Source organism: Chengkuizengella sp. SCS-71B, from assembly GCF_040100845.1.
In the GTDB taxonomy this organism is placed as follows: Bacteria; Bacillota; Bacilli; order Paenibacillales; family KCTC-33759; genus Chengkuizengella.
This window is the reverse complement of sequence record NZ_JAZHSH010000001.1, coordinates 2,092,501-2,111,363: the sequence shown is the minus strand read 5'-3', so window position 1 is coordinate 2,111,363 and position 18,863 is coordinate 2,092,501. Positions and strand designations below refer to the sequence as shown.

The window sequence follows — 18,863 nt, the reverse complement described above, 5'->3', positions numbered from 1 at the left end:
TAATAATGATTTTAAGATTAATCCTAATACTTTTGCGGGACCGGATTTAATAAACCAAGGTAAAGAGTACATGGATTTCTAGTTTATGGATGAATAGGTGTCTAAATCAAAACAGGAGGTTTTGATTTAGACATTTGTCACAGGATGTGATAAGAATTAAGTCTGACTTCAAAGTGATCCTCGGAAATAGCGGGAAATTTTGCACTAGCGTTGCATCAAAGATAACATAGAAAATAAAATGAGTATAATTTACTAAAAATGGAATTTATGATGTGATTTTCATGGAATTATCATAAAAAAACTCCTATTGTAAAGATAAGGACGCGTTACCCATAATCTAAACAAAAGGAGCCAACCATGGGTAACATACACAATTTCCATACCATTTGTCAATGTTTTTCTTTGATTTCGAAGGAAAATTTCCTTTTTCCTATTGCAGACTATCGTACGCATAAGTTAACTACGATAAAAAGTATCAAGTTATTTCTAGCCTCTCAAATTGCGAATTGGGAAAATTATAAACAAATTTCAAGAGAATTACGTACCAGTGAAGCTCTTCAGCAAAGTCTAGATCTACCAAGTATTAGTCCGTCTCAACTCTCACGTCGAATAAGAGAACTACCTACAGAAATGTTAGAAGCGTTATTCTTTGAAATGATCGGTAAAGTAAAGTCTAAAACTTCTATCGCTTGTAGCAGAGTCGGCCCACTTCGGATTCTTGATTCTACTAGCTTGAAGCTTCCTGCTACTTTAGCTAATTGGGCGAAGATTAATCATAAATCGACCCAAGTCAAGATTCATATGCGTGTGCTTTCTCTTCCAAATGGAAGAGTCATTCCAGAAAAAGCGATCCCTTCAACAGGAAATGTGAATGATTGTGAAACCATGGATATCCTAGTGGAAGATCACGACACCATATACGTTATGGATCGTGGTTATGTAAAATACGCACAGTTCGATCAGTGGATCGAAGACAATGTTCGCTTCGTGATGCGTATTAATGAAAAGCATGGGGTTTTAAGGGTTGAGGAAGAACTGCCTGTTCCACCGGACACCCACATTATTCGGGACGCGATCATCCAATTAGGAAGTGCGTATACACAAACGGAAAAAAGCATAAGACTTGTAGAGTTTATGGATGAAAAAGAACGTAAATATAGAATAGCTACCTCTTGTTTTGACTTAAGTGCAACAGAGATTGCAGATATTTATCGTCAACGATGGCTTATTGAATTATTCTTTAAATGGTTGAAGCAACACCTACGTCTTGTAAAACTATACAGCTATGAACCTCAAGGAATTTGGAATCAAATTTTTATTGTACTCATCGCCTATGCAATTGCCATGTATATTGAGCTAGGAAGCAGAACTAAACTAAGTACCTGGGATGTACTACAATGTCTACGAACTTGTTGGGATAAAAAGTGGTCCGTTATGTTGAGTGAACTTCATCTGAAACCTACTCGAAACTCAAAGGGGAGACAGAAAGTGCCTCGATCGGTGAAACCACCTCCGAGATTAAATACATCGGTAGGTATCATCAAGCCAAAGAAAAGATAAATTAGGGAAAGAAATAACATCCAAAAAATGGATTAACGCGTCATTTTCTGACCTCTTCACTTTTTTCCTAATTTCTCAAAAAGAAAATTGTAAAATTTTTCTAAATTACTTATTTTACAAACTATGTTGCTTTTTTTGCAACGCTAATGGAAATTTTGGTCCTATTCTTATCAAATTAACTTAAAAATAAAAATAGCGGTAATTTATGGTCTTATAATTTCCAAATTCGCATCATTTCATCAAATCTGGACTAAAAACAGTGATATAAGACCTTTATTTCCCGCTATTTTTTAAAAATCATCAAAAAAGGATGGAATAAGTCCATTTATTACCCTTAGTTCAATACGAATTCACTTTTTCATGTTACAAACCCTTATAAATAGGATTAAAAATCAATTATTTCATTAATTGACTCATATGTGCTCGCAAATTAGATGCATAATTGCTGCTTAACAAGTCTGTACCTGCAATGATGGCATTTTTATATTTCTCACTTGGTGCAATTTCTGAGTCTTCTTTATTTATCACTTCATAAGTAAATGCTTTTATTTCAACTCCATTAAATAACACACTGACATTGATTCTTCTATACATAGGATGTATAAACTCTTCCCCAGCACGTTCTCTACGATCTAGGTCAGGTATAAGATGATTTGGAAGCAAATAAAGTATACCTTCCATAACATGGTCAGGTGTAAAAAGAATATCAGCGATTCCTCCCTTACCCCATTTATCTGATTCCCTAGTAAAAGCTACTTTATAATTCATTAGTTCTGCTCTACCCAATACTTCAAATTCATGAACTGTTCCTTTAAATGAGCTTCGATTCATACAAGAACCATAAGCAAAATAATATGATCTACTTTGAGAATTTTGTTTATTTTTCACAATCATCACTTCTTATTTTTTGTATTATTAACATCAATATAACAAAAAAGTGTGGGTCACAACAAGCCCACACTTTTTAGAATTTGAATATATAAAACCAACCTAATTACTCACCGAAAATAACATACTGAGCTATATTTTTCGAATGATCTCCCATTCTTTCTAAATTACTCAAGATATCCAAAAATACAGCACCTGAGGTTCCACTACATAAATTTTGGTTTAATCGTTTAATATGTGCTTTACGGAATTGTTTCTCCATATTATCTAATTCAGCTTCATTTTCTAATACTTGCTCAGCTAATTTCTTATCATCATTCTCTAAACTTTCAATGGATTGTTGAATCGTTTTGTCCGTAAGCTCAATCATTTTTTTCAATTCAGAACATGCTTCATCCGAGAACTCAGCTTTTTTTAGAATGGATAAATCAGCTAGTTCCATAATGTTTTCTGAATGATCACCTATTCTTTCAATATCATTGATCGATTGCATTAGAACTGATGCTTTACCTGATTCTTTTTCACTAAGTTCATTTTGTTGAATTTTCACTAAATATTCAGTTGTTTTTTTATCAAGTTCATTAATTAACTCTTCTGTTTGTTCTACCATATTTCTTGATTTATCATTTTTATTAAAGAAGTAATTTGAGGCTTCCTGTAAGCTTTCTCGTGCAAGCTCACCCATACGAATGATTTCGTGTTGAGCTTGCCCTAATCCAACAGATGGATTCGACAATAAACGTTCGTCTAAGTATTTGGCTTCAAACTCTAATTCCTTCATTTCACCTGGAACAAGTTTTGTAACAAGATAAGCTAACAACCCTACAAACGGCAATTGTATCAATGTGTTAGTTATGTTAAAGAAGCCATGTCCATAAGCTATTTGCATACTTACACTTGCGCCAGTAAAGTCCCCTAACCATATGATTAATTGAGTGACTGGGTATAGAAAAATTATAAATAAAGTGGCTCCAATGATATTAAAAATTACATGTGCCGCGGCAGCACGTCTTGCCGCTACTGAAGCACCAATTGATGCAATGATAGCAGTAATTGTCGTTCCAATATTATCTCCAAACAAAACAGGTAATGCTTGTCTAATATTGATCAAGTCCTCCGAAGCTATAGTTTGTAATATACCTATCGTTGCACTTGAACTTTGAACAATCACCGTAAATATTGTTCCTACAATTACACCTAATATTGGATTATCCAAATTAATAATAAAATCCTTAAACACTTCAAGGTCTTTTAGTGGCTTAACCCCACTCCCCATCGTTTTCAATCCATAAAACAACATACCAAATCCAAAAATGACTTGTCCTATGTAATTGTACAATTTTTTCTTTAAAAAGAAGATAAGAAATACCCCAACTGCTATTATCGGGAGTGCATAGTTTTGAATTTTAACACCTGCGATGATAAAAGCTGTCATCGTAGTTCCTATGTTAGCACCCATAATCACTCCGATGGATTGTCTTAATGTCATTAAACCTGCGTTGACTAAACCAACAGCTAATACCGTTGTACCTGAAGAAGACTGTATTAATATCGTAACTACTACCCCAACTAGAACACCTAACAACGGATTCGTAGTGTATTTAGCTAACAAACTTCTTAATTTGTCGCCAGCAGTTTTCTGTAAGCCTTCTGACATATACTTTAAACCGAATAAAAAGATTCCTAATCCACCTACAAATTTAAAAATCAAATCCTGCCAGTCCATAAGTCTTCAAATCCCCCTGATTTTATTTATAAACACTGTTCGACAAAAATCGTCCTGTATTATTATACCTAGATGTGAGGGATTTGAAAACAAAAACTTTAAAGATTGATTTACGAATGTAAATTAAGATATGATTTATGTAGCAAATTATAATAATGGAAGGGGTTTATTTTATGAAATATTCGCATAAAGAAGAAATAGTAAATGCCATTACACACGGCATCGGCGCTTTATTGAGTATTGCAGCACTTGTTTTATTAATTGTGTTTTCAAGCCTCTACGGATCTCCTTGGCATATTGTTAGTTTTACAATATTCGGGTCTACTATGGTTTTACTTTATGTATTTTCCACCTTATTGCACAGTTTTAAAGAAGGGGTTACAAAAAATGTATTTGAAATATTAGATCATTCCGCAATCTATTTGTTAATTGCTGGAACATACACACCTTTTGTACTAGTTACACTCAGAGGTCCGTTAGGTTGGACTATATTTGGTATCATTTGGGGACTCGCGATTATCGGAATTGTCTTTAAAGTATTTTTTGTAAAAAGGTTCATTATACTATCTACAATATTTTATGTTTTAATGGGTTGGATGATTGTGATAGGTATTAAACCCTTGTATGAAAACATGATATTTAATGGTTTTGTTTGGCTAGTACTCGGAGGAATATTGTATACTGCTGGAACCATTTTTTACGTTTGGAGAAAATTCCCTTACCATCATGCAGTATGGCATCTATTTGTACTTGCAGGAAGTGTGTCCCATTTCTTTGCTGTTTTATATTTATTACCTGATTTATTGTAACGCAAAACAATTCCAATATAGAAATGTGGGGTTGTAAAACGAGTGAACTCGTTTAAGCAAAGCTTAAACATCGTGAAATTAGCTAGAGACTCTTCTCCATCTGATTAAGGAGAAACCACCTTTAGAGGGGAGCGTCTTAATGCTAAAATCATGGAATAGATTCCGGTTTAAGCCCGTTTTAACTTGTAATGGTGGATAGATGTCTTAACATCAAAAGTTTAAGTGTAAATGGACGTCAAGCCTCTTAAACTGGATGGACAATCATCCTCCACTTACAGGTGGAATAAAAGCAACTTCATCATGATCTGTAACAGCTGAATCTTGATCTACATATTCCTGATTAATTGAAGCAAAGCTTTTATCCAATTCATTTATGAATGCTGTTGAAGTATATTGTTTTTTTAACAATTGTTTGACATTTTCAACTGTCATACTCGGTTTAATGATATCTATTTCAATTTCTCGAACACCTGCCGCATCAGCTAAACCAGCAAATAATAATATTTTTACCAATTAAAACACTTCCTTTTTTAGATTTTTCTTTACTTCTTCGAGTAAATTAAGGACAAAATTGAATTGATATCATCTATAGAAAATACTGGATGATCATTACATCTAACAGGAATCCATGTAACGGCAGCAATGACATTTTCCAAACTTGAAAGAAGTTCGATATCTTCTTCAGATTTGATCATAACAATTTTCTGATATTTTTCAAGTTTAAAACCTTCCACAAAGATCAAATCTTTGTCTTTCATATTAGTTAATAATTTATTTAGTGGTGTATATTTTTTATGTATGATGCAGGTTTCGTGTCCTTTATCAGATGTAATCGCAATACTTTCAGCACCAGCTTTCTGATACATCCAAGTATCCCTGCCTTCCATATCCAGCTCAAACTCATGTGCATCATGTTTAATTGCTCCAACCGTAAATCCATCTGCTTGTAACTTTTCAATTAATCTGCATATTAATGTCGTTTTCCCAGTATTTTTGTATCCAACAACTTGAATGACTTTTTGTTTGTTCATGATATCACTCCAATTCCTTTAACCGTATAACTGTAACTAAATCTCCTTTACTTAATCCTTGTCCACCAGCTGGAATTACGATTAAGCAGTTCGCATCTTTAATGGAAACCATAATGCTTGATTTATCTTCACCAATAGGTTTAACATACACAGAACCCTGATCAATCCTACTCTTTGCCCTGATAAACCTTTGGAATGCGTTCACTTTAGTAAAGTCCTCCTCAAGATACGCCTTGAAAGTATTCGGATATAACTGATCGCTTCCCTGCATTCCTTTAATAACAGGTCGAATAAACAGTTCAAAACCTACAAAACATGCACCTGGATTACCTGATAATGCAAATAGAAAGTGATTTTGAAAAACACCAACTGTTGTGGGACTGCCGGGGCGCATAGCTACTTTATTGAATATCATTTCCCCTTCATTCCACTGCTGAAAAAAATCAAACATGATATCATAATCACCAACAGAAACACCTCCAGTGGTAATCACTACATCAACCGTTTCAATCAATTCTAATATTTTATTTTTAGCAATATTTAAATCATCAGGCAATTTATCAATACATACTGGATTTCCACCTGCTTCTAATACAAGAGAGGTAATCATACTAGAATTGCTATTTCTAATTTTTCCCAACTTTAAAGGTTCCTGAATATCTTGAAGTTCTGATCCAGTGGCAATGATGGCAACTGTAGGTTTTTTATATACATCTACTGAATGAAAGCCATAAGTTGCAAGCAGCGTTATTTCCCCAGCACCAATTTTCCTTCCTTTGTTCATTAATGGAGTTCCTGATTTGATTTCTTCTCCAATGTTAGTTACATTTTGTTTTTTGTTTATCTCTCTTTTTATACGAATGTATTTTTTATCATTTTCAATGAATTCTTCGGTCATTTCAAACATAATGACTGCATCCGCTCCGTCAGGCAACATTGCACCTGTCATAATTCTCGCAGCTTGTTTTGATGAAATAGATTGTGAAGGTACTTTTCCAGATGGAATTGTTTCTGTAACTTCAAAAATCGTTGGATTTGAGGAGGAGATATCCTTTGTATCGATTGATCGGATCGCATAACCATCCATACCTGATCTTCGAAAATGAGGGAGGTCAATTGGTGCAATAAAATCTTGCGCCAATCGCCTCCCAAACGATTCATTCAAAGAAACCTTCTCAATATTAACATCTTGAATATGTTTAAATATAAGCTTTTGTGCTACTGGAACTTGTACTATGTTTCTCTTAAATTTTGAAGGAATATCTTTATTTCCTATCATGTATCATCTTCCTCTCACAAAGAACTATTCAATTGAGACTTATTTATGGTCAGTTTAATATGAGTACCTTTTTCAGGCTCAGAATCAATTTCTAAGTGACCATTCACTGCCCTAGCCCTCTCTTCCATACTAAACAAACCTACGCCCTTCATATCCCTTTGTCTTACAAATCCGTGACCGTAATCCATAATACTAACTTCAATCCCGTTCTCATCCTCTATCATTTTTACAAATGCTTCTGAAACATCTGCATATTTTCCAATGTTCGTCAAAGCTTCTTGAATTACACGATAAATGGTAGTTTCTATATCTATTTGTAAACGTTTTTTTATGTTTGTGTCTAGTTGCACCTCAATACCATAATGCTGTGAATATTCTTTCAAATAAGAACGAATGGCTGGAACTACACCTAAATCATCTAAAACAGAAGGTCTAAGCTCCCAAGACATATCGCGAATTTCTTGTATGATATTTGAAACATCATTCCGCATTATTTCTAAGTTATCATGTTCAATGTCATGAGAGATCTGATCAATTTGAATGAGTAGAGAAAATAATCGCTGGCCAATTCCATCGTGTAGTTCTCTAGATATTTTCCTTCTTTCGTCCTCTTGTACATTCATAAGTTTAGTCATCATATTTTTAAGTTCTTTTTCAGCTTGTTTTAGTTTTGTAATTTCCGTACGAATAGATAAAAACTGATAAGGTTGGTTTGCTTCGTTTAAAAAAGGGACTATTGTTGTATTCACCCAATAAAGCGAACCATCCTTCGCTTTATTTCTAATCTCACCTTTCCATACTTCGCCGTTCAATATCGTATTCCATAGATTGCTCATGAATTTTTCAGAATGATGTCCAGAATTAACAATACGATGATTTCGTCCTATTAATTCTTCTCTTGAATATTTTGATATTTCACAGAACTTATCATTAACATAATTAATGATGCCATGCTGATCCGTTACTGCCACAATAGACGATTCATCTAGTGCGGTTTTAAGATCCACTAATTGGTTTAATGTTTCTTGTAATTTTTCCTTTGTTTTTGAAGAAACGATACTAGCATCTATATTGGAAAGAAGATGTTTTACATTTTGATTAATATCAGGATATTGATTATTTCTATTCAAAATGAAGCAGCCCCTTTTTTAAAGCATATTTCACTAATTCCGGCCTTGTTCTTAAATTCAATTTCTCCATTAATTTGCTTTTATGTGTTTCAACTGTTTTCACACTAATGTTTAATTGTTCACCAATGTCCTTATTGGCATACCCTTTAGCTACCCAAGTTAATACTTCTTTTTCACGATCAGATAATAAATCAAAAGTATCAAAATTCTCCCCTTGTTTTACTTTCTCAAGATATTCTTCCATTAATGTTTTGATCGCTGAAGGGTATAAATAAGCAGATCCTGAAGCCACACAGTGAATGGCATTTAATAATTCTTCATGAGGAGCGCTTTTAAGAATGTATCCAGAAGCCCCAGCTTGAATTACTCGAAACAAATACTCTTCATCATCGTGCATGGTAAGAATCAATATGTTTGTTTCTGGCATTAATTTTTTAAGTTCAGTGGTAGCTGACAAGCCATCTTTTCCCTGTGGCATACTAAGATCCATTAGTACAACATCAGGTTTTAAATCAAGAGATTTTTGAATTGCCTCATTACCTTCGGCAGCTTCACCAATGACTTCAACATGTGGATTAGCATCTAACAACATCATTAGACCTGTCCTGACAACTGCATGATCGTCTACGATGAGAATTTTTGTCATATCATATCCCTACTTCCATGAATATAGATATTTTAAAAAGCTTAGGGCCCGCAAAAGTAATAAGTCGATCATAAACTGCCACCTACAATTCCGACACCAGTTCATCCATGAATTGGATATCTTCAATGCAAATTCACTTCACTTTTGTGGGTATTATATCAGTTTATCATAAATGTTAAAATTGGTTAACCGCAATGAGAACAGCCTTTTTTGTTAGGATACACTTGAACACTATATCCGTATATCGAGGTTAATATCTCCAATTCTAAATGTTCCTCAATATAGGAAATTAATTGCTCTTCATTTTCCCAGGTTCCTTTGCCTCTAATCTCTATTGTGGCAATTTCCATGTTATCCTTTTCTTTCGTATCTATAAAAAAATCTGCTTGTTTACCAAATAACTGACTCATCTGTCCCTTTACTTTATCCGATAATGCTAATCCTTTTTTTTGAATGAAACATATCTCCATACGAAAATCATTCACCTAGTCCACCTTCCTCTTCAAAAATAGTTAAATATTACGGACTACTGCGAAGCATACCTTCATTTTTTGGAACACAGCTTAAACATTCTTTTCTTTGTGGTAGATGAATAGTGCTATTGGAAATAAGACCAGATTTAATACTGCATAAATAACTGTCGCTGTATAATTTTCAAAATAATATTGATGAATTGCTTTTTGAGTAAATATAATGTTTAAAAAAAGTACGACACAAAGTAAGATTACACCTCTATAACTACGTTTCATATCGTTTCACCCCTGTTGCTACGATTTTACCCGCTTCAACTTGAATTGTAATTTCAGGAAGTGGTCTTCTTGGTGGTCCAGCCGTTGGTGAACCTGTTTTTACATCGAAGAAGCCATGGTGACATGGACATACAAGCTCACTTTTACTTTGTTCCCAAAAAACTGGGCAACGAAGATGTGTACATGCATTTTGATATGCTTTATATTCATTTTCACCTAATCGGACCAACAATGCTGAATCATGATCCGTTGGATAAGCAAACTCAAATGCATCCCCAATGTTTAATTTTTTTACATCGATAATTTCTTTTTTTGGATATTTTTTCTCTCTTAAACCCATTAACTCTGTAGCAGCAATAGAACCCCATGGCAGTGTAGAAACAGCAAATAACCCTGCAGCTCCAACCATCGTTTTCATGAATCCTCTTCGATCTAATTTACGTTCATTACTTTTATTAATATTATGAGTATAATTATCTTCGTCAAAAGGGATTTTATTATTCTTATCCATTTTTTTCACTCCCTAACGATTATTTGAGTTTATTATTCAAAATGTTTAACAAGTCACTTCATAAACGGTTGATGGGCCCCGAAAAAGTATTAGGTATAATCTACTAAAGCTTCACTTCACTTTTATTGTTAACTCTTGCTTGGGGTCCCCGAAAAGTATTCGGAATTTACAACTTTGATTTTTGTTCACTTTTTGGGGTAAATTAGAATAGTTTTTCTTTACCTTCTAATATACCCGGCAAACTGACATGTACATTCGTTTTATTTTCTAAATATGGATCTTCCATACTAGCCATCATTCCATTGTTTAATCTAAATTGACTTTTCTTAACTGCTAACTCTTCTTCAGTTACCCATTGTAAAGTATTGGTAGGACACACACTAGCGCACATCGGAGGAATACCATCCTTCGTACGATCTATACATAAATCACATTTATACATTAAGTTTTGCTCTACATCAAATTTTGGAATTCCATATGGGCAGGCGATTGTACAATTTTGACAACCAAGGCATTTTTCCGTCATTGCTGATAAAACTGCACCTGTCTCGTGCACTTGAATCGCTTGAACTGGACAACTTCTTGCACAAGGTGGATTTTCGCAGTGTAAACACATCATTGGCATCGTTTGACGGTCTACAAATGGATTTACATCAATGACATAATTTCGGTTTCTTTGTTCATGTCCTCCACACTGTGTACAAGCAGCAAGGCACGAACGACAACCTATACAATTTTCGAGTTCAATATATAAAACTTTTTTCATTGTTCACACCTCACAGTTTTTCTATTTGAGCTGCACATACTTTAAATTCAGGCATTCGAGACATCGGATCTAAAGCTGCATTTGTTAATAGGTTGATAGATTGTTCATGACCAAAATGATAGGGAACAAATACAGTATCTTTACGAATCGCCTCTGTTATTTTCACTTTATAGTTTGCTTCTCCACGTCTTGTGAATAAACGTATGACTTGATCATGTTCGATCTTATACTTAGCAGCCAGTTCAGGATGAACTTCTACATAAGGTTCAGGACACATATCTTTCAAAAATGGTATTCTTCTAGTCTGATTTCCTGATAAATAATGATATACCACCCTACCTGTAGTTAATCTAAGTGGATATTGTTCATCAGGTTCTTCTCCAGGAGGTCTGTATGGAAGCGCACAAATTTTGGCTTTCCCATCAGGATGGTAAAATTTCTTATCTAAAAACATATGTGGGGTTCCATCTACACTCTCCTCATTACAAGGCCAAAACACTCCATTTTGTTTTTCAATTTTTTCCCACGTTGCCCCCGAATAATCTGCATTTCCACCTTTAGTTGCTAATCTAAATTCGTCTGCTACATCTTTTGCCGTTTTCAAATGTTCAAAATATTTTCCTTTTCCATAACGTTTGGCAATTTCGATTTGTATCTCCCAGTCCGTTTTACACTCACCTAATGGTTTTTGGGCTCTATTGATTTTAATGATTCTTCCTTCTAAATTTGTAACCGTTCCTTCATCCTCCGACCAAGTTGTAGAAGGCAACACAACATCTGCAAATTCAGCAGATTCAGACATATAAAAATCTGAACAAACCATAAAATCTAAATTTTTCATTGCGTTTTTCACAAAATTTAAATTTGGAGCGGATACGGCTGGATTTGAACATAATAAATACATCCCACGAATTTCTTTTTTATCCATTAATTCAAACAATTCATAAGCTGAAACTCCAGGCCCAGGCATTTCCTCTGGTTTAATTCCCCACACTTCACACACTTCTTTTACATGCTGAGGATTCGTAATTTTTCTATATCCAGGAAGCAAATCTGATTTTTGACCATGTTCTCTTCCACCCTGTCCATTCCCTTGTCCAGTAAATGTTGCCACACCTGATTTAGGTCTTCCAATTTTACCTGAGACTAAAGCCATATTAATATAAGCTGAAACGTTATCTACACCTTTAGATTGCTGCTCAACTCCTCTAGCAAACATAACAATAGCATTTGGTGCTTTACCATAAATTTCTGCAGCTCTTATTAGTTTTTCTGGACTTACACCTGTGATTTCACTGGTATATTCAGGAGTAAACAATGCTACTAATTCTTTTGTTTCTTCAAAACCGTTAGTATGTTGATTAATAAACTCTTCATCAATGTGCCCGTTTTTAATTAATAAATGGACCATACAATTCGCCAAGGCTAAATCCGTACCAGGTTTTAAATCTAAATGAAGATCAGCACGTCTAGCAATCGGTGTTTCACGAGGGTCAACAACAATTAGATATCCTCCACGATTCTGTACCTCCCAAACTCGATACATGGATGTTGGGTGGCATTCAGCGGTATTACTACCAGCAATGAATAAACAGTCTGTTTGATGTAAATCTGTCCAAGGTAAACTGGAACCACGATCCACCCCTAGTGATCTTAAAGAACCACCTGCGGCACTCGCCATACAAAATCGACCATTATAATCAATATATTTTGTTTTTAAGGCAACTCTAGCAAATTTACCTGTTAAGTAACATTTTTCATTTGTCATTGATACACCGCTGTATACTGATAAGGTATCATCACCATGTTTCTCTTGCAGTGCTTTAAAGTTCTTTACAATAAGATCAAGAGCCTCATCCCAACTAGCCTCACGAAATCCCTCTTTCGTTCCTTTTTTAGAAGCATCATCACGTATTAATGGTTTTAAAAGGCGATCTTTATGATTTGTTTGTTGATATGCAGTGACTCCCTTAGGACACATTTTACCTTCTGTTACAGGCCACTCATAGCGAGGTTCAACGCCGATGATTTTATTCGTTTTTGTATTTACACGAAGATTCATCCCACACTGCATGCCGCAATAACTACAATGAGTTTTAATTAGTTCTTCATTTGGATGATTGACATTCTTCGGAATCTCTTTTAGAGCTTTAACCTCTTGCATCTTGATTCGCCTCCTTTGCTTTTGTTAGATGAGTTTTTACACCACTAAATTTTGAAATCCGATAATTTCGTCGACAAGGTAAACATAACTCCGCTAAGTGGAAACCTTCTTCTTTTTTAAATTGAATCGCGTTTTGATTTAATACATCGATAACATCGTTAGATTGTTCAGTAGATACAAATTCGCTACTACAAACTTTACATTTTTTCATGGACTGTTTCGCATAATGTTCTCTATAGTTTTTGACATAGATACCTAAAGGTCGCATAGGAATATGGGCAAGTTTACCAAAAGGTAAGTAAATTAAAGTCACAATTACTGAAAATTGATGTACTAGTGATAATTCAGGTTGGAGAAACCCATGAAAAAACACATTGCTAACTGTAAGTAATAATCCCGAAATACTAACAAAAAGAAGCATATATAAGGGCATAAAATCAAAAATAACAGTTTGTTCAGCTCTAGCTTGCATATTTTTCAAACGTCTATATATAGCCATGCTTGCACCAGTAATAACCATAATTGCTGTAATGTTTAAGGAGTTATAAAAGAGGAAAGCTAAAAACCCATCCGCACTAATTTTAATCAAATTTAACCCCATAAAAACGACCGTATAAACTCCATTATCATCCATTGTAAAATACATCCATCCAAACACTAATGGGAAAGTTACCAAACAAGAGATAATCACTCCCCATCCCATCATCATATGTTGGAACCATCTGTAAATACCTCTATTCCATATGAAACGTTGCATTCCGATATCAGTAGTTGTGGTTTTAACCGTTTTTTTGCGAAAAATTAGCTTCTTTCCTTTTTTGATCATTAATTTTGCAGGTGGTCTTTCACTCCAACTTAAAAAGCGATAAAATAAACCGATTAAAAACACTAACGTCCCCACCATGTAACCATATAGATTTAAATCCATATGCGTAAACATTCTTGAACCAACATACGTCATAATGAATAGAATCAGTATTGTAAAAAACATATGCATCGCAAACCTAGAAGCGAAGGCTCTTTGAATGGAGGGTTGATTTTGATTTACTTTCGTATTCATTCTGGGTTAACCTCCTAACTTTCTATTTGTTTTATTTGATTTTGGTTTTCTAAGTGATTGAAATATTTCTCTATCGTTTGAGTTATAATTTTGAATCATAGAACCTAACTGTTCCGCTATGCTCTCTAATAATTCAATGGTTTGTTTATCAAAATCTCTTAGGATTCTGCTGCCTATCATCAATACTCCAGTAACAGCATGTTTCAAAGTAACAGGTACAGCGGCAACAGCTTCCAAACTTTCAGCGAGTAATATGGGGTATTCACGAAGATCAATTAACCTTTTATCATATTGTGAATCAAATATAACAGGGCGACCATGCTTAATGACTTGCCCAGCAATTCCTTTTCCTGGACGAAGTCTTATTCGTTTATAACGCTCGTTTCGATTGCCAGAAACGTATTTCCAACGAATGATATATTCTTGATGATCTAGGATAGCAAATCCTGCAAAATCACTTGAGCTTAGTAAACGAATACCTTCCAAATGCTTCTCAATCTCTGGTTGCAAGCTGCCCATTGGGAAAACCTCCTTTCTTGTGAATTTAAGTGAGGGTAGAACCATAGAACCCCCACTTAAATTTCAATTCTTAAATCTTTTATGATGTTTCATTTATCCTAGATCAGGGAATTCCCCCATCTTAACATTTAATTTCTGCATTTTTTCGAGAATACCAATACCATGTTACGAACAAACTAATCACGTAATATGCTATAAAAGCGTATAAGGCTGCATTTGGTGAACCCGTTGCAGAAATTGATGTACCAAATGCTTTGGGAATAAAGAAGGCACCATATGCTGCGATTGCTGAAGTGAAACCTAACACAGGAGCAGCTTCTTTTGGTTCAAATATTACTGGAATCATACGGAACGTAGAGCCATTAGCTACACCAGTTGTTACAAATAAGACCATAAACATGAGGAAGAATCCCCAGAAGTTATCGGCATTTAAGAAGTAAACAACTCCACCAGTTGCTAATATCATGACAATAACATCCCAAAATGTAACACGTGCACCACCCAATTTATCAGCCAACCAACCTCCTACAGGACGAATCAGTGCTCCCACTAATGGTCCGAGGAAAGCAAATTGTAATGGATTTACTTCAGGAAATTGTGTTTTGATTAATAATGGAAATGCTGCGGAATAACCAATAAAAGAACCGAAACACATCGTATATAACCAGCTCATAATCCAAGTATGTTTTCTTTTAAAAACAACAGCCTGTTCTCTAAAAGAAGCTTGAGCTGAAGCTAAATTATTCATTCCGAAAAAGGCTGCGATACAAGTAATTACAATAGGTATAACCCAAACGTAAGCCGCATTTTGCATCCAAACTTCTCTCGTCCCGCTATCCGTTATCATCGTTTGAGGTTCCCCACCAAAAACACCGAACATGCTTAGTCCTATAACCACAGGCACTAGAAATTGAACAACACTTACACCTAAATTACCTAAACCTGCATTTAATCCTAACGCTGCTCCTTTTACCTCTTTCGGATAAAAGAAACTGATATTCGCCATGGAAGAAGCAAAGTTACCTCCACCAAATCCGCATAATGCAGATAAAATAGCCATTGTCATAAAAGATGTTGATGGATCTTGAACTGCTATCCCTATTCCAATTGCTGGAATTAGTAATGATGCTGTTGTTATAATCGTCCAGTTCCTACCTCCAAATATAGGAACCATAAAACTATAAAATACTCTCAATGTTGCACCAACTAATCCAGGTAATGCTGCTAATGTAAATAATTGATTGTCAGTAAAATTAAATCCAATACTATTTAAGTTAACTGCTACTGCTGACCAAACCATCCACACACAAAATGCTAGTAATAATGCTGGAATTGATATCCATAAATTTCTGGTGGCTACTCTTTTTCCTGACTGTGTCCAGAAAGTTTTATTTTCTGGTTCCCAATTTTTTATTGTACTCTGCATCCTAATCTCCTCCAGATCTTTTAATATAAATAAAAGAATTAATTTAAAGGATAGTAAAGTATAAAATATTGTTATACTTTCTTCCTCAACAAAAGCTTAAGCTAATGAAGTATTCGACTACTTCTTTGAAAGGTCCGATAAGAGCTTTTGTTATACTTTTATTGTAGTTCCAAAGGTAAGATATGTAATTCGGGGAACTCCCTGAAAAGGGGTGGTAAAAACCCCTATTTCACAAAAAAGAAAACACTTTCTCAATTCATAAACTGGAAAGAATAATTTGAAACACAATACAGAATCTAATCGTATAAATAGTAAGAAATCATATGTACTTTTTTAATGCATTCACTTTGAGAAAGAAATGAGGTAATAACATGATTGTTGTAACAACAGAAAATTTAAAAGGTTATGAAGTGAAGGAGACAAAAGGTCCTGTATTTGGCGTTGTTGTACGTGCAAGAGGAATAGGAAATGACATTGTAGCAGGTTTACGCTCATTGGTAGGAGGAGAAATAAAAGAATATACTGTATTACTCGAGGATTCAAGAAAACAAGCTATTGATCGTATGGTAGAAAATGCAAGTGTAATGGGTGCTAACGCCATCATCATGATGCGTTTTGACTCCGGTTCAAACGGACAATTAAGTGAGGTTGCTGCTTATGGTACGGCTGTCATAGTTGAAAAGGTAGCTGAAGAATAATGGAATCCTTTTTCTATCTATTTGCTTTTGCACCCATTATAATTATCATTGGAGCACTTCTTCTCCAACCCCTTTTAGACAAAAGAGCAGATGACGGAGACGGAGATAGAATTCCAGCTGGTTACGAAGAAACAAATGAGATCTTTATTGATCCTATTTCAAAGGAACGGAAACAAGTTTACTACAATTCAAAAAATGGAGATCGGTATTACAGAGTTATTACAAGTCCAAGAGAAGATGAATAATTTTCTTGGCTTATACTACCTCTCATAATTGTAATTTTTCAGTGTTCATAGCAATGGAAACAAACCCAGAAAATGAAACTACATTTTAAGTTTCATTTTCTGGGTTTTTAATTTTAAGAAAAATAAATATTCCGTAGAATTAACATCTGAGAAAATATTCCTTAGGGTGAAACATTTTATATATTAGCTACGTTCTTTATAAAAAAGGGGGAAATATAGATGAAAAAGAAAATATTGTTTATTTTTGTAATTGGTGTAGTTTCAGTACTTCTTGTTTCTTGTAGTAGTGCTGAATACAAAGAAAGTAGTGTTGAAGAAGCAGATGGATATGCATTGACTGATGAAGCACCGTCAGAAGAAGCAGCATTTGAAGAAGCAATTTCATTTGATACTGATGCAGCTCTAACTAATGAATCCAATAAGAGTATTGAAGAAATTCAGTCAGAATCTATTCAAAAAGATACACAAAGAATGATTATTTACAATGCAGACTTATCTATAGATGTAGAGGATTATTTGCAAACTCAACAAAAAATAGAACAAATATTATTACATATGAATGGCTATATCGTAAATTCATCAGTATATCGATATTCAGAACAAAATATAAGTGCACATCTTGATGTAAGAATTCCTCAAGCTCAATTTACTAAATTTTTAGAAGAAGTAGAAGCTCTGAGTATAAAAGTGAGAAATCGAAACATATCTGGAAGAGATGTTACTGAAGAATATGTAGATTTAGAATCAAGAATTAAATCAAAAGAAATCGTTGAAGAAAGACTTTTAGGTTTCATGGAAAATGCAGATAAAACAGAAGATTTGTTAAAAATATCGAATGATTTAGCAAGAATTCAAGAAGAAATTGAGCAAATAAAGGGCAGAATGATTTATTTGCAAAATCATAGTGCCTTGGCAAGTGTGTCTATTTCCATCAATGAAGATAAAGTCATTGTCCCCGAATTAAATAATGAAGATTTAAATGTATTGGCTAAAACCAAAGAACAATTTGTCAACTCTATGAATGGTTTGATACACTTTTTTGCAAATTTATTTATACTAGTTATAGGCAACTCACCTGTTTTAATCATTTTAGGACTAATCACAATAGCAGTAATCTTTTTCATTCGCAAATATAGAAACAAACAAGAGTGAACACGTTTAAGCAAAGCTTAAACATCGTGTAACCAGATGGAGACTCTACTCCAGCTTATTAAGGAGAAACCACCTATAGGTGAGCGTCTAAATGTATTACAAATCATTGGATATATTTGAAATTAATCTTTTAAAAAATAGTTCCAAGATAAGATAAATCTGGAATTATTTTAAAGGGGCTGGGACAAAAACCAGTAATTTAAACTAAAGATGCCTTTATAAACAAAAACCTGTTTATGGGGGCATCTGCTATTATTAAAATATTTAAAAGAAAAAAAGAACAACCTCTATTTTTAAATTTAAGTAATCCTTGTGAAGTTTTTTGCTGCCCCCTTCTGCTTTCAAAACTCCCTCATATAATTAAGCGTTTAAAAATTAAACTGTGAAAACATTATGAAGATGATTACTAACCCAAAATTATAAGCGGAATTTTATCTAAAGTGATCTCCACATTCATAACGTCAATATTCCTCATCAACTAAAGGAATCCCTCTTCATCACATT

Annotated in this window: 20 protein-coding genes; 5 read left to right on the top strand and 15 right to left on the bottom strand. The window is 34.2% G+C overall.

Features of this window, described 5'->3' with window-relative positions:
• Positions 1-402 precede the first annotated feature (402 nt).
• Positions 403-1,560: an IS4 family transposase gene (locus VQL36_RS10320; protein ID WP_349248656.1), complete on the top strand. Its 1,158-nt coding sequence runs from the start codon at positions 403-405 to the stop codon at positions 1,558-1,560.
• Between the two features lie 396 nt (positions 1,561-1,956).
• On the opposite strand, the gene VQL36_RS10315 is transcribed toward VQL36_RS10320, so the two are convergent.
• Positions 1,957-2,448: a gamma-glutamylcyclotransferase family protein gene (locus VQL36_RS10315; RefSeq protein WP_349249225.1), complete on the bottom strand. Its 492-nt coding sequence runs from the start codon at positions 2,446-2,448 to the stop codon at positions 1,957-1,959.
• A gap of 106 nt (positions 2,449-2,554) precedes the next feature.
• Entirely contained in the window at positions 2,555-4,174 is a 1,620-nt protein-coding gene (locus VQL36_RS10310) for a Na/Pi cotransporter family protein (RefSeq protein WP_349249224.1), read from the bottom strand.
• Positions 4,175-4,347: 173 nt separating this feature from the next.
• On the opposite strand from VQL36_RS10310, the gene trhA reads away from it, so the two are divergent.
• A complete protein-coding gene (trhA, locus tag VQL36_RS10305) occupies positions 4,348-4,983 on the top strand; it encodes a PAQR family membrane homeostasis protein TrhA (RefSeq protein WP_349249223.1) in 636 nt (211 codons plus the stop codon).
• A 261-nt stretch (positions 4,984-5,244) separates the two neighbouring features.
• Here trhA and moaD read toward each other — a convergent pair whose 3' ends face one another.
• The 13 genes from moaD to VQL36_RS10240 form a co-directional block, all read right to left on the bottom strand.
• Positions 5,245-5,496: a molybdopterin converting factor subunit 1 gene (moaD, locus tag VQL36_RS10300; RefSeq protein ID WP_349249222.1), complete on the bottom strand. Its 252-nt coding sequence runs from the start codon at positions 5,494-5,496 to the stop codon at positions 5,245-5,247.
• Between the two features lie 29 nt (positions 5,497-5,525).
• Complete coding sequence (gene mobB, locus VQL36_RS10295; protein ID WP_349249221.1) at positions 5,526-6,014, bottom strand: molybdopterin-guanine dinucleotide biosynthesis protein B; 489 nt, start codon at positions 6,012-6,014, stop codon at positions 5,526-5,528.
• A gap of 4 nt (positions 6,015-6,018) precedes the next feature.
• A complete protein-coding gene (glp, locus tag VQL36_RS10290; protein WP_349249220.1) occupies positions 6,019-7,293 on the bottom strand; it encodes a gephyrin-like molybdotransferase Glp in 1,275 nt (424 codons plus the stop codon).
• Positions 7,294-7,307: 14 nt separating this feature from the next.
• Entirely contained in the window at positions 7,308-8,423 is a 1,116-nt protein-coding gene (locus VQL36_RS10285; RefSeq protein ID WP_349249219.1) for a PAS domain-containing sensor histidine kinase, read from the bottom strand.
• The gene (locus tag VQL36_RS10280; RefSeq protein ID WP_349249218.1) at positions 8,416-9,069 is read right to left on the bottom strand and encodes a response regulator transcription factor; all 654 of its coding nucleotides are present in this window, start codon (positions 9,067-9,069) and stop codon (positions 8,416-8,418) included. The genes VQL36_RS10285 and VQL36_RS10280 overlap by 8 nt, the downstream gene beginning before the upstream one ends.
• 185 nt (positions 9,070-9,254) lie before the next feature.
• Positions 9,255-9,554, bottom strand: a complete 300-nt coding sequence (locus VQL36_RS10275) for a hypothetical protein (RefSeq protein ID WP_349249217.1) — start codon at positions 9,552-9,554, stop codon at positions 9,255-9,257.
• A 78-nt stretch (positions 9,555-9,632) separates the two neighbouring features.
• Entirely contained in the window at positions 9,633-9,818 is a 186-nt protein-coding gene (locus VQL36_RS10270) for a hypothetical protein (RefSeq protein ID WP_349249216.1), read from the bottom strand.
• Complete coding sequence (locus VQL36_RS10265; protein ID WP_349249215.1) at positions 9,808-10,329, bottom strand: Rieske (2Fe-2S) protein; 522 nt, start codon at positions 10,327-10,329, stop codon at positions 9,808-9,810. The genes VQL36_RS10270 and VQL36_RS10265 overlap by 11 nt, the downstream gene beginning before the upstream one ends.
• Before the next feature lie 202 nt (positions 10,330-10,531).
• A complete protein-coding gene (locus VQL36_RS10260; RefSeq protein WP_162037516.1) occupies positions 10,532-11,095 on the bottom strand; it encodes a 4Fe-4S dicluster domain-containing protein in 564 nt (187 codons plus the stop codon).
• A 10-nt stretch (positions 11,096-11,105) separates the two neighbouring features.
• Positions 11,106-13,259, bottom strand: a complete 2,154-nt coding sequence (locus VQL36_RS10255; RefSeq protein ID WP_349249214.1) for a molybdopterin oxidoreductase family protein — start codon at positions 13,257-13,259, stop codon at positions 11,106-11,108.
• Complete coding sequence (locus VQL36_RS10250) at positions 13,246-14,319, bottom strand: hypothetical protein (protein ID WP_349249213.1); 1,074 nt, start codon at positions 14,317-14,319, stop codon at positions 13,246-13,248. The genes VQL36_RS10255 and VQL36_RS10250 overlap by 14 nt, the downstream gene beginning before the upstream one ends.
• 6 nt (positions 14,320-14,325) lie before the next feature.
• Positions 14,326-14,838: a GAF domain-containing protein gene (locus VQL36_RS10245; RefSeq protein WP_349249212.1), complete on the bottom strand. Its 513-nt coding sequence runs from the start codon at positions 14,836-14,838 to the stop codon at positions 14,326-14,328.
• A gap of 121 nt (positions 14,839-14,959) precedes the next feature.
• Positions 14,960-16,303, bottom strand: coding sequence for a NarK family nitrate/nitrite MFS transporter (locus VQL36_RS10240; protein ID WP_349251163.1), 1,344 nt, complete (start codon positions 16,301-16,303; stop codon positions 14,960-14,962).
• Positions 16,304-16,635: 332 nt separating this feature from the next.
• Here VQL36_RS10240 and VQL36_RS10235 point away from each other — a divergent pair, with 332 nt between their 5' ends.
• The 3 genes from VQL36_RS10235 (at position 16,636) to VQL36_RS10225 (ending at position 18,359) form a co-directional block, all read left to right on the top strand.
• A complete protein-coding gene (locus VQL36_RS10235) occupies positions 16,636-16,962 on the top strand; it encodes a YbjQ family protein (RefSeq protein WP_349249211.1) in 327 nt (108 codons plus the stop codon).
• Positions 16,962-17,207, top strand: a complete 246-nt coding sequence (locus VQL36_RS10230) for a hypothetical protein (RefSeq protein ID WP_349249210.1) — start codon at positions 16,962-16,964, stop codon at positions 17,205-17,207. Before VQL36_RS10235 ends, VQL36_RS10230 begins: the two co-directional genes overlap by 1 nt.
• A gap of 219 nt (positions 17,208-17,426) precedes the next feature.
• Positions 17,427-18,359: a DUF4349 domain-containing protein gene (locus tag VQL36_RS10225; RefSeq protein ID WP_349249209.1), complete on the top strand. Its 933-nt coding sequence runs from the start codon at positions 17,427-17,429 to the stop codon at positions 18,357-18,359.
• Positions 18,360-18,863 lie beyond the last annotated feature (504 nt).

What these genes read in the sequence shown, in the direction of transcription:
- VQL36_RS10270 (WP_349249216.1), bottom strand. Translation starts at nt 9,818, where the DNA reads ATGAAACGTAGTTATAGAGGTGTAATCTTACTTTGTGTCGTACTTTTT.
- VQL36_RS10230 (WP_349249210.1), top strand. Translation starts at nt 16,962, where the DNA reads ATGGAATCCTTTTTCTATCTATTTGCTTTTGCACCCATTATAATTATC.
- VQL36_RS10245 (WP_349249212.1), bottom strand. Translation starts at nt 14,838, where the DNA reads ATGGGCAGCTTGCAACCAGAGATTGAGAAGCATTTGGAAGGTATTCGT.
- mobB (WP_349249221.1), bottom strand. Translation starts at nt 6,014, where the DNA reads ATGAACAAACAAAAAGTCATTCAAGTTGTTGGATACAAAAATACTGGG.
- VQL36_RS10280 (WP_349249218.1), bottom strand. Translation starts at nt 9,069, where the DNA reads ATGACAAAAATTCTCATCGTAGACGATCATGCAGTTGTCAGGACAGGT.
- VQL36_RS10310 (WP_349249224.1), bottom strand. Translation starts at nt 4,174, where the DNA reads ATGGACTGGCAGGATTTGATTTTTAAATTTGTAGGTGGATTAGGAATC.
- VQL36_RS10255 (WP_349249214.1), bottom strand. Translation starts at nt 13,259, where the DNA reads ATGCAAGAGGTTAAAGCTCTAAAAGAGATTCCGAAGAATGTCAATCAT.
- trhA (WP_349249223.1), top strand. Translation starts at nt 4,348, where the DNA reads ATGAAATATTCGCATAAAGAAGAAATAGTAAATGCCATTACACACGGC.
- glp (WP_349249220.1), bottom strand. Translation starts at nt 7,293, where the DNA reads ATGATAGGAAATAAAGATATTCCTTCAAAATTTAAGAGAAACATAGTA.
- VQL36_RS10225 (WP_349249209.1), top strand. Translation starts at nt 17,427, where the DNA reads ATGAAAAAGAAAATATTGTTTATTTTTGTAATTGGTGTAGTTTCAGTA.
- VQL36_RS10265 (WP_349249215.1), bottom strand. Translation starts at nt 10,329, where the DNA reads ATGGATAAGAATAATAAAATCCCTTTTGACGAAGATAATTATACTCAT.
- VQL36_RS10260 (WP_162037516.1), bottom strand. Translation starts at nt 11,095, where the DNA reads ATGAAAAAAGTTTTATATATTGAACTCGAAAATTGTATAGGTTGTCGT.
- VQL36_RS10250 (WP_349249213.1), bottom strand. Translation starts at nt 14,319, where the DNA reads ATGAATACGAAAGTAAATCAAAATCAACCCTCCATTCAAAGAGCCTTC.
- VQL36_RS10235 (WP_349249211.1), top strand. Translation starts at nt 16,636, where the DNA reads ATGATTGTTGTAACAACAGAAAATTTAAAAGGTTATGAAGTGAAGGAG.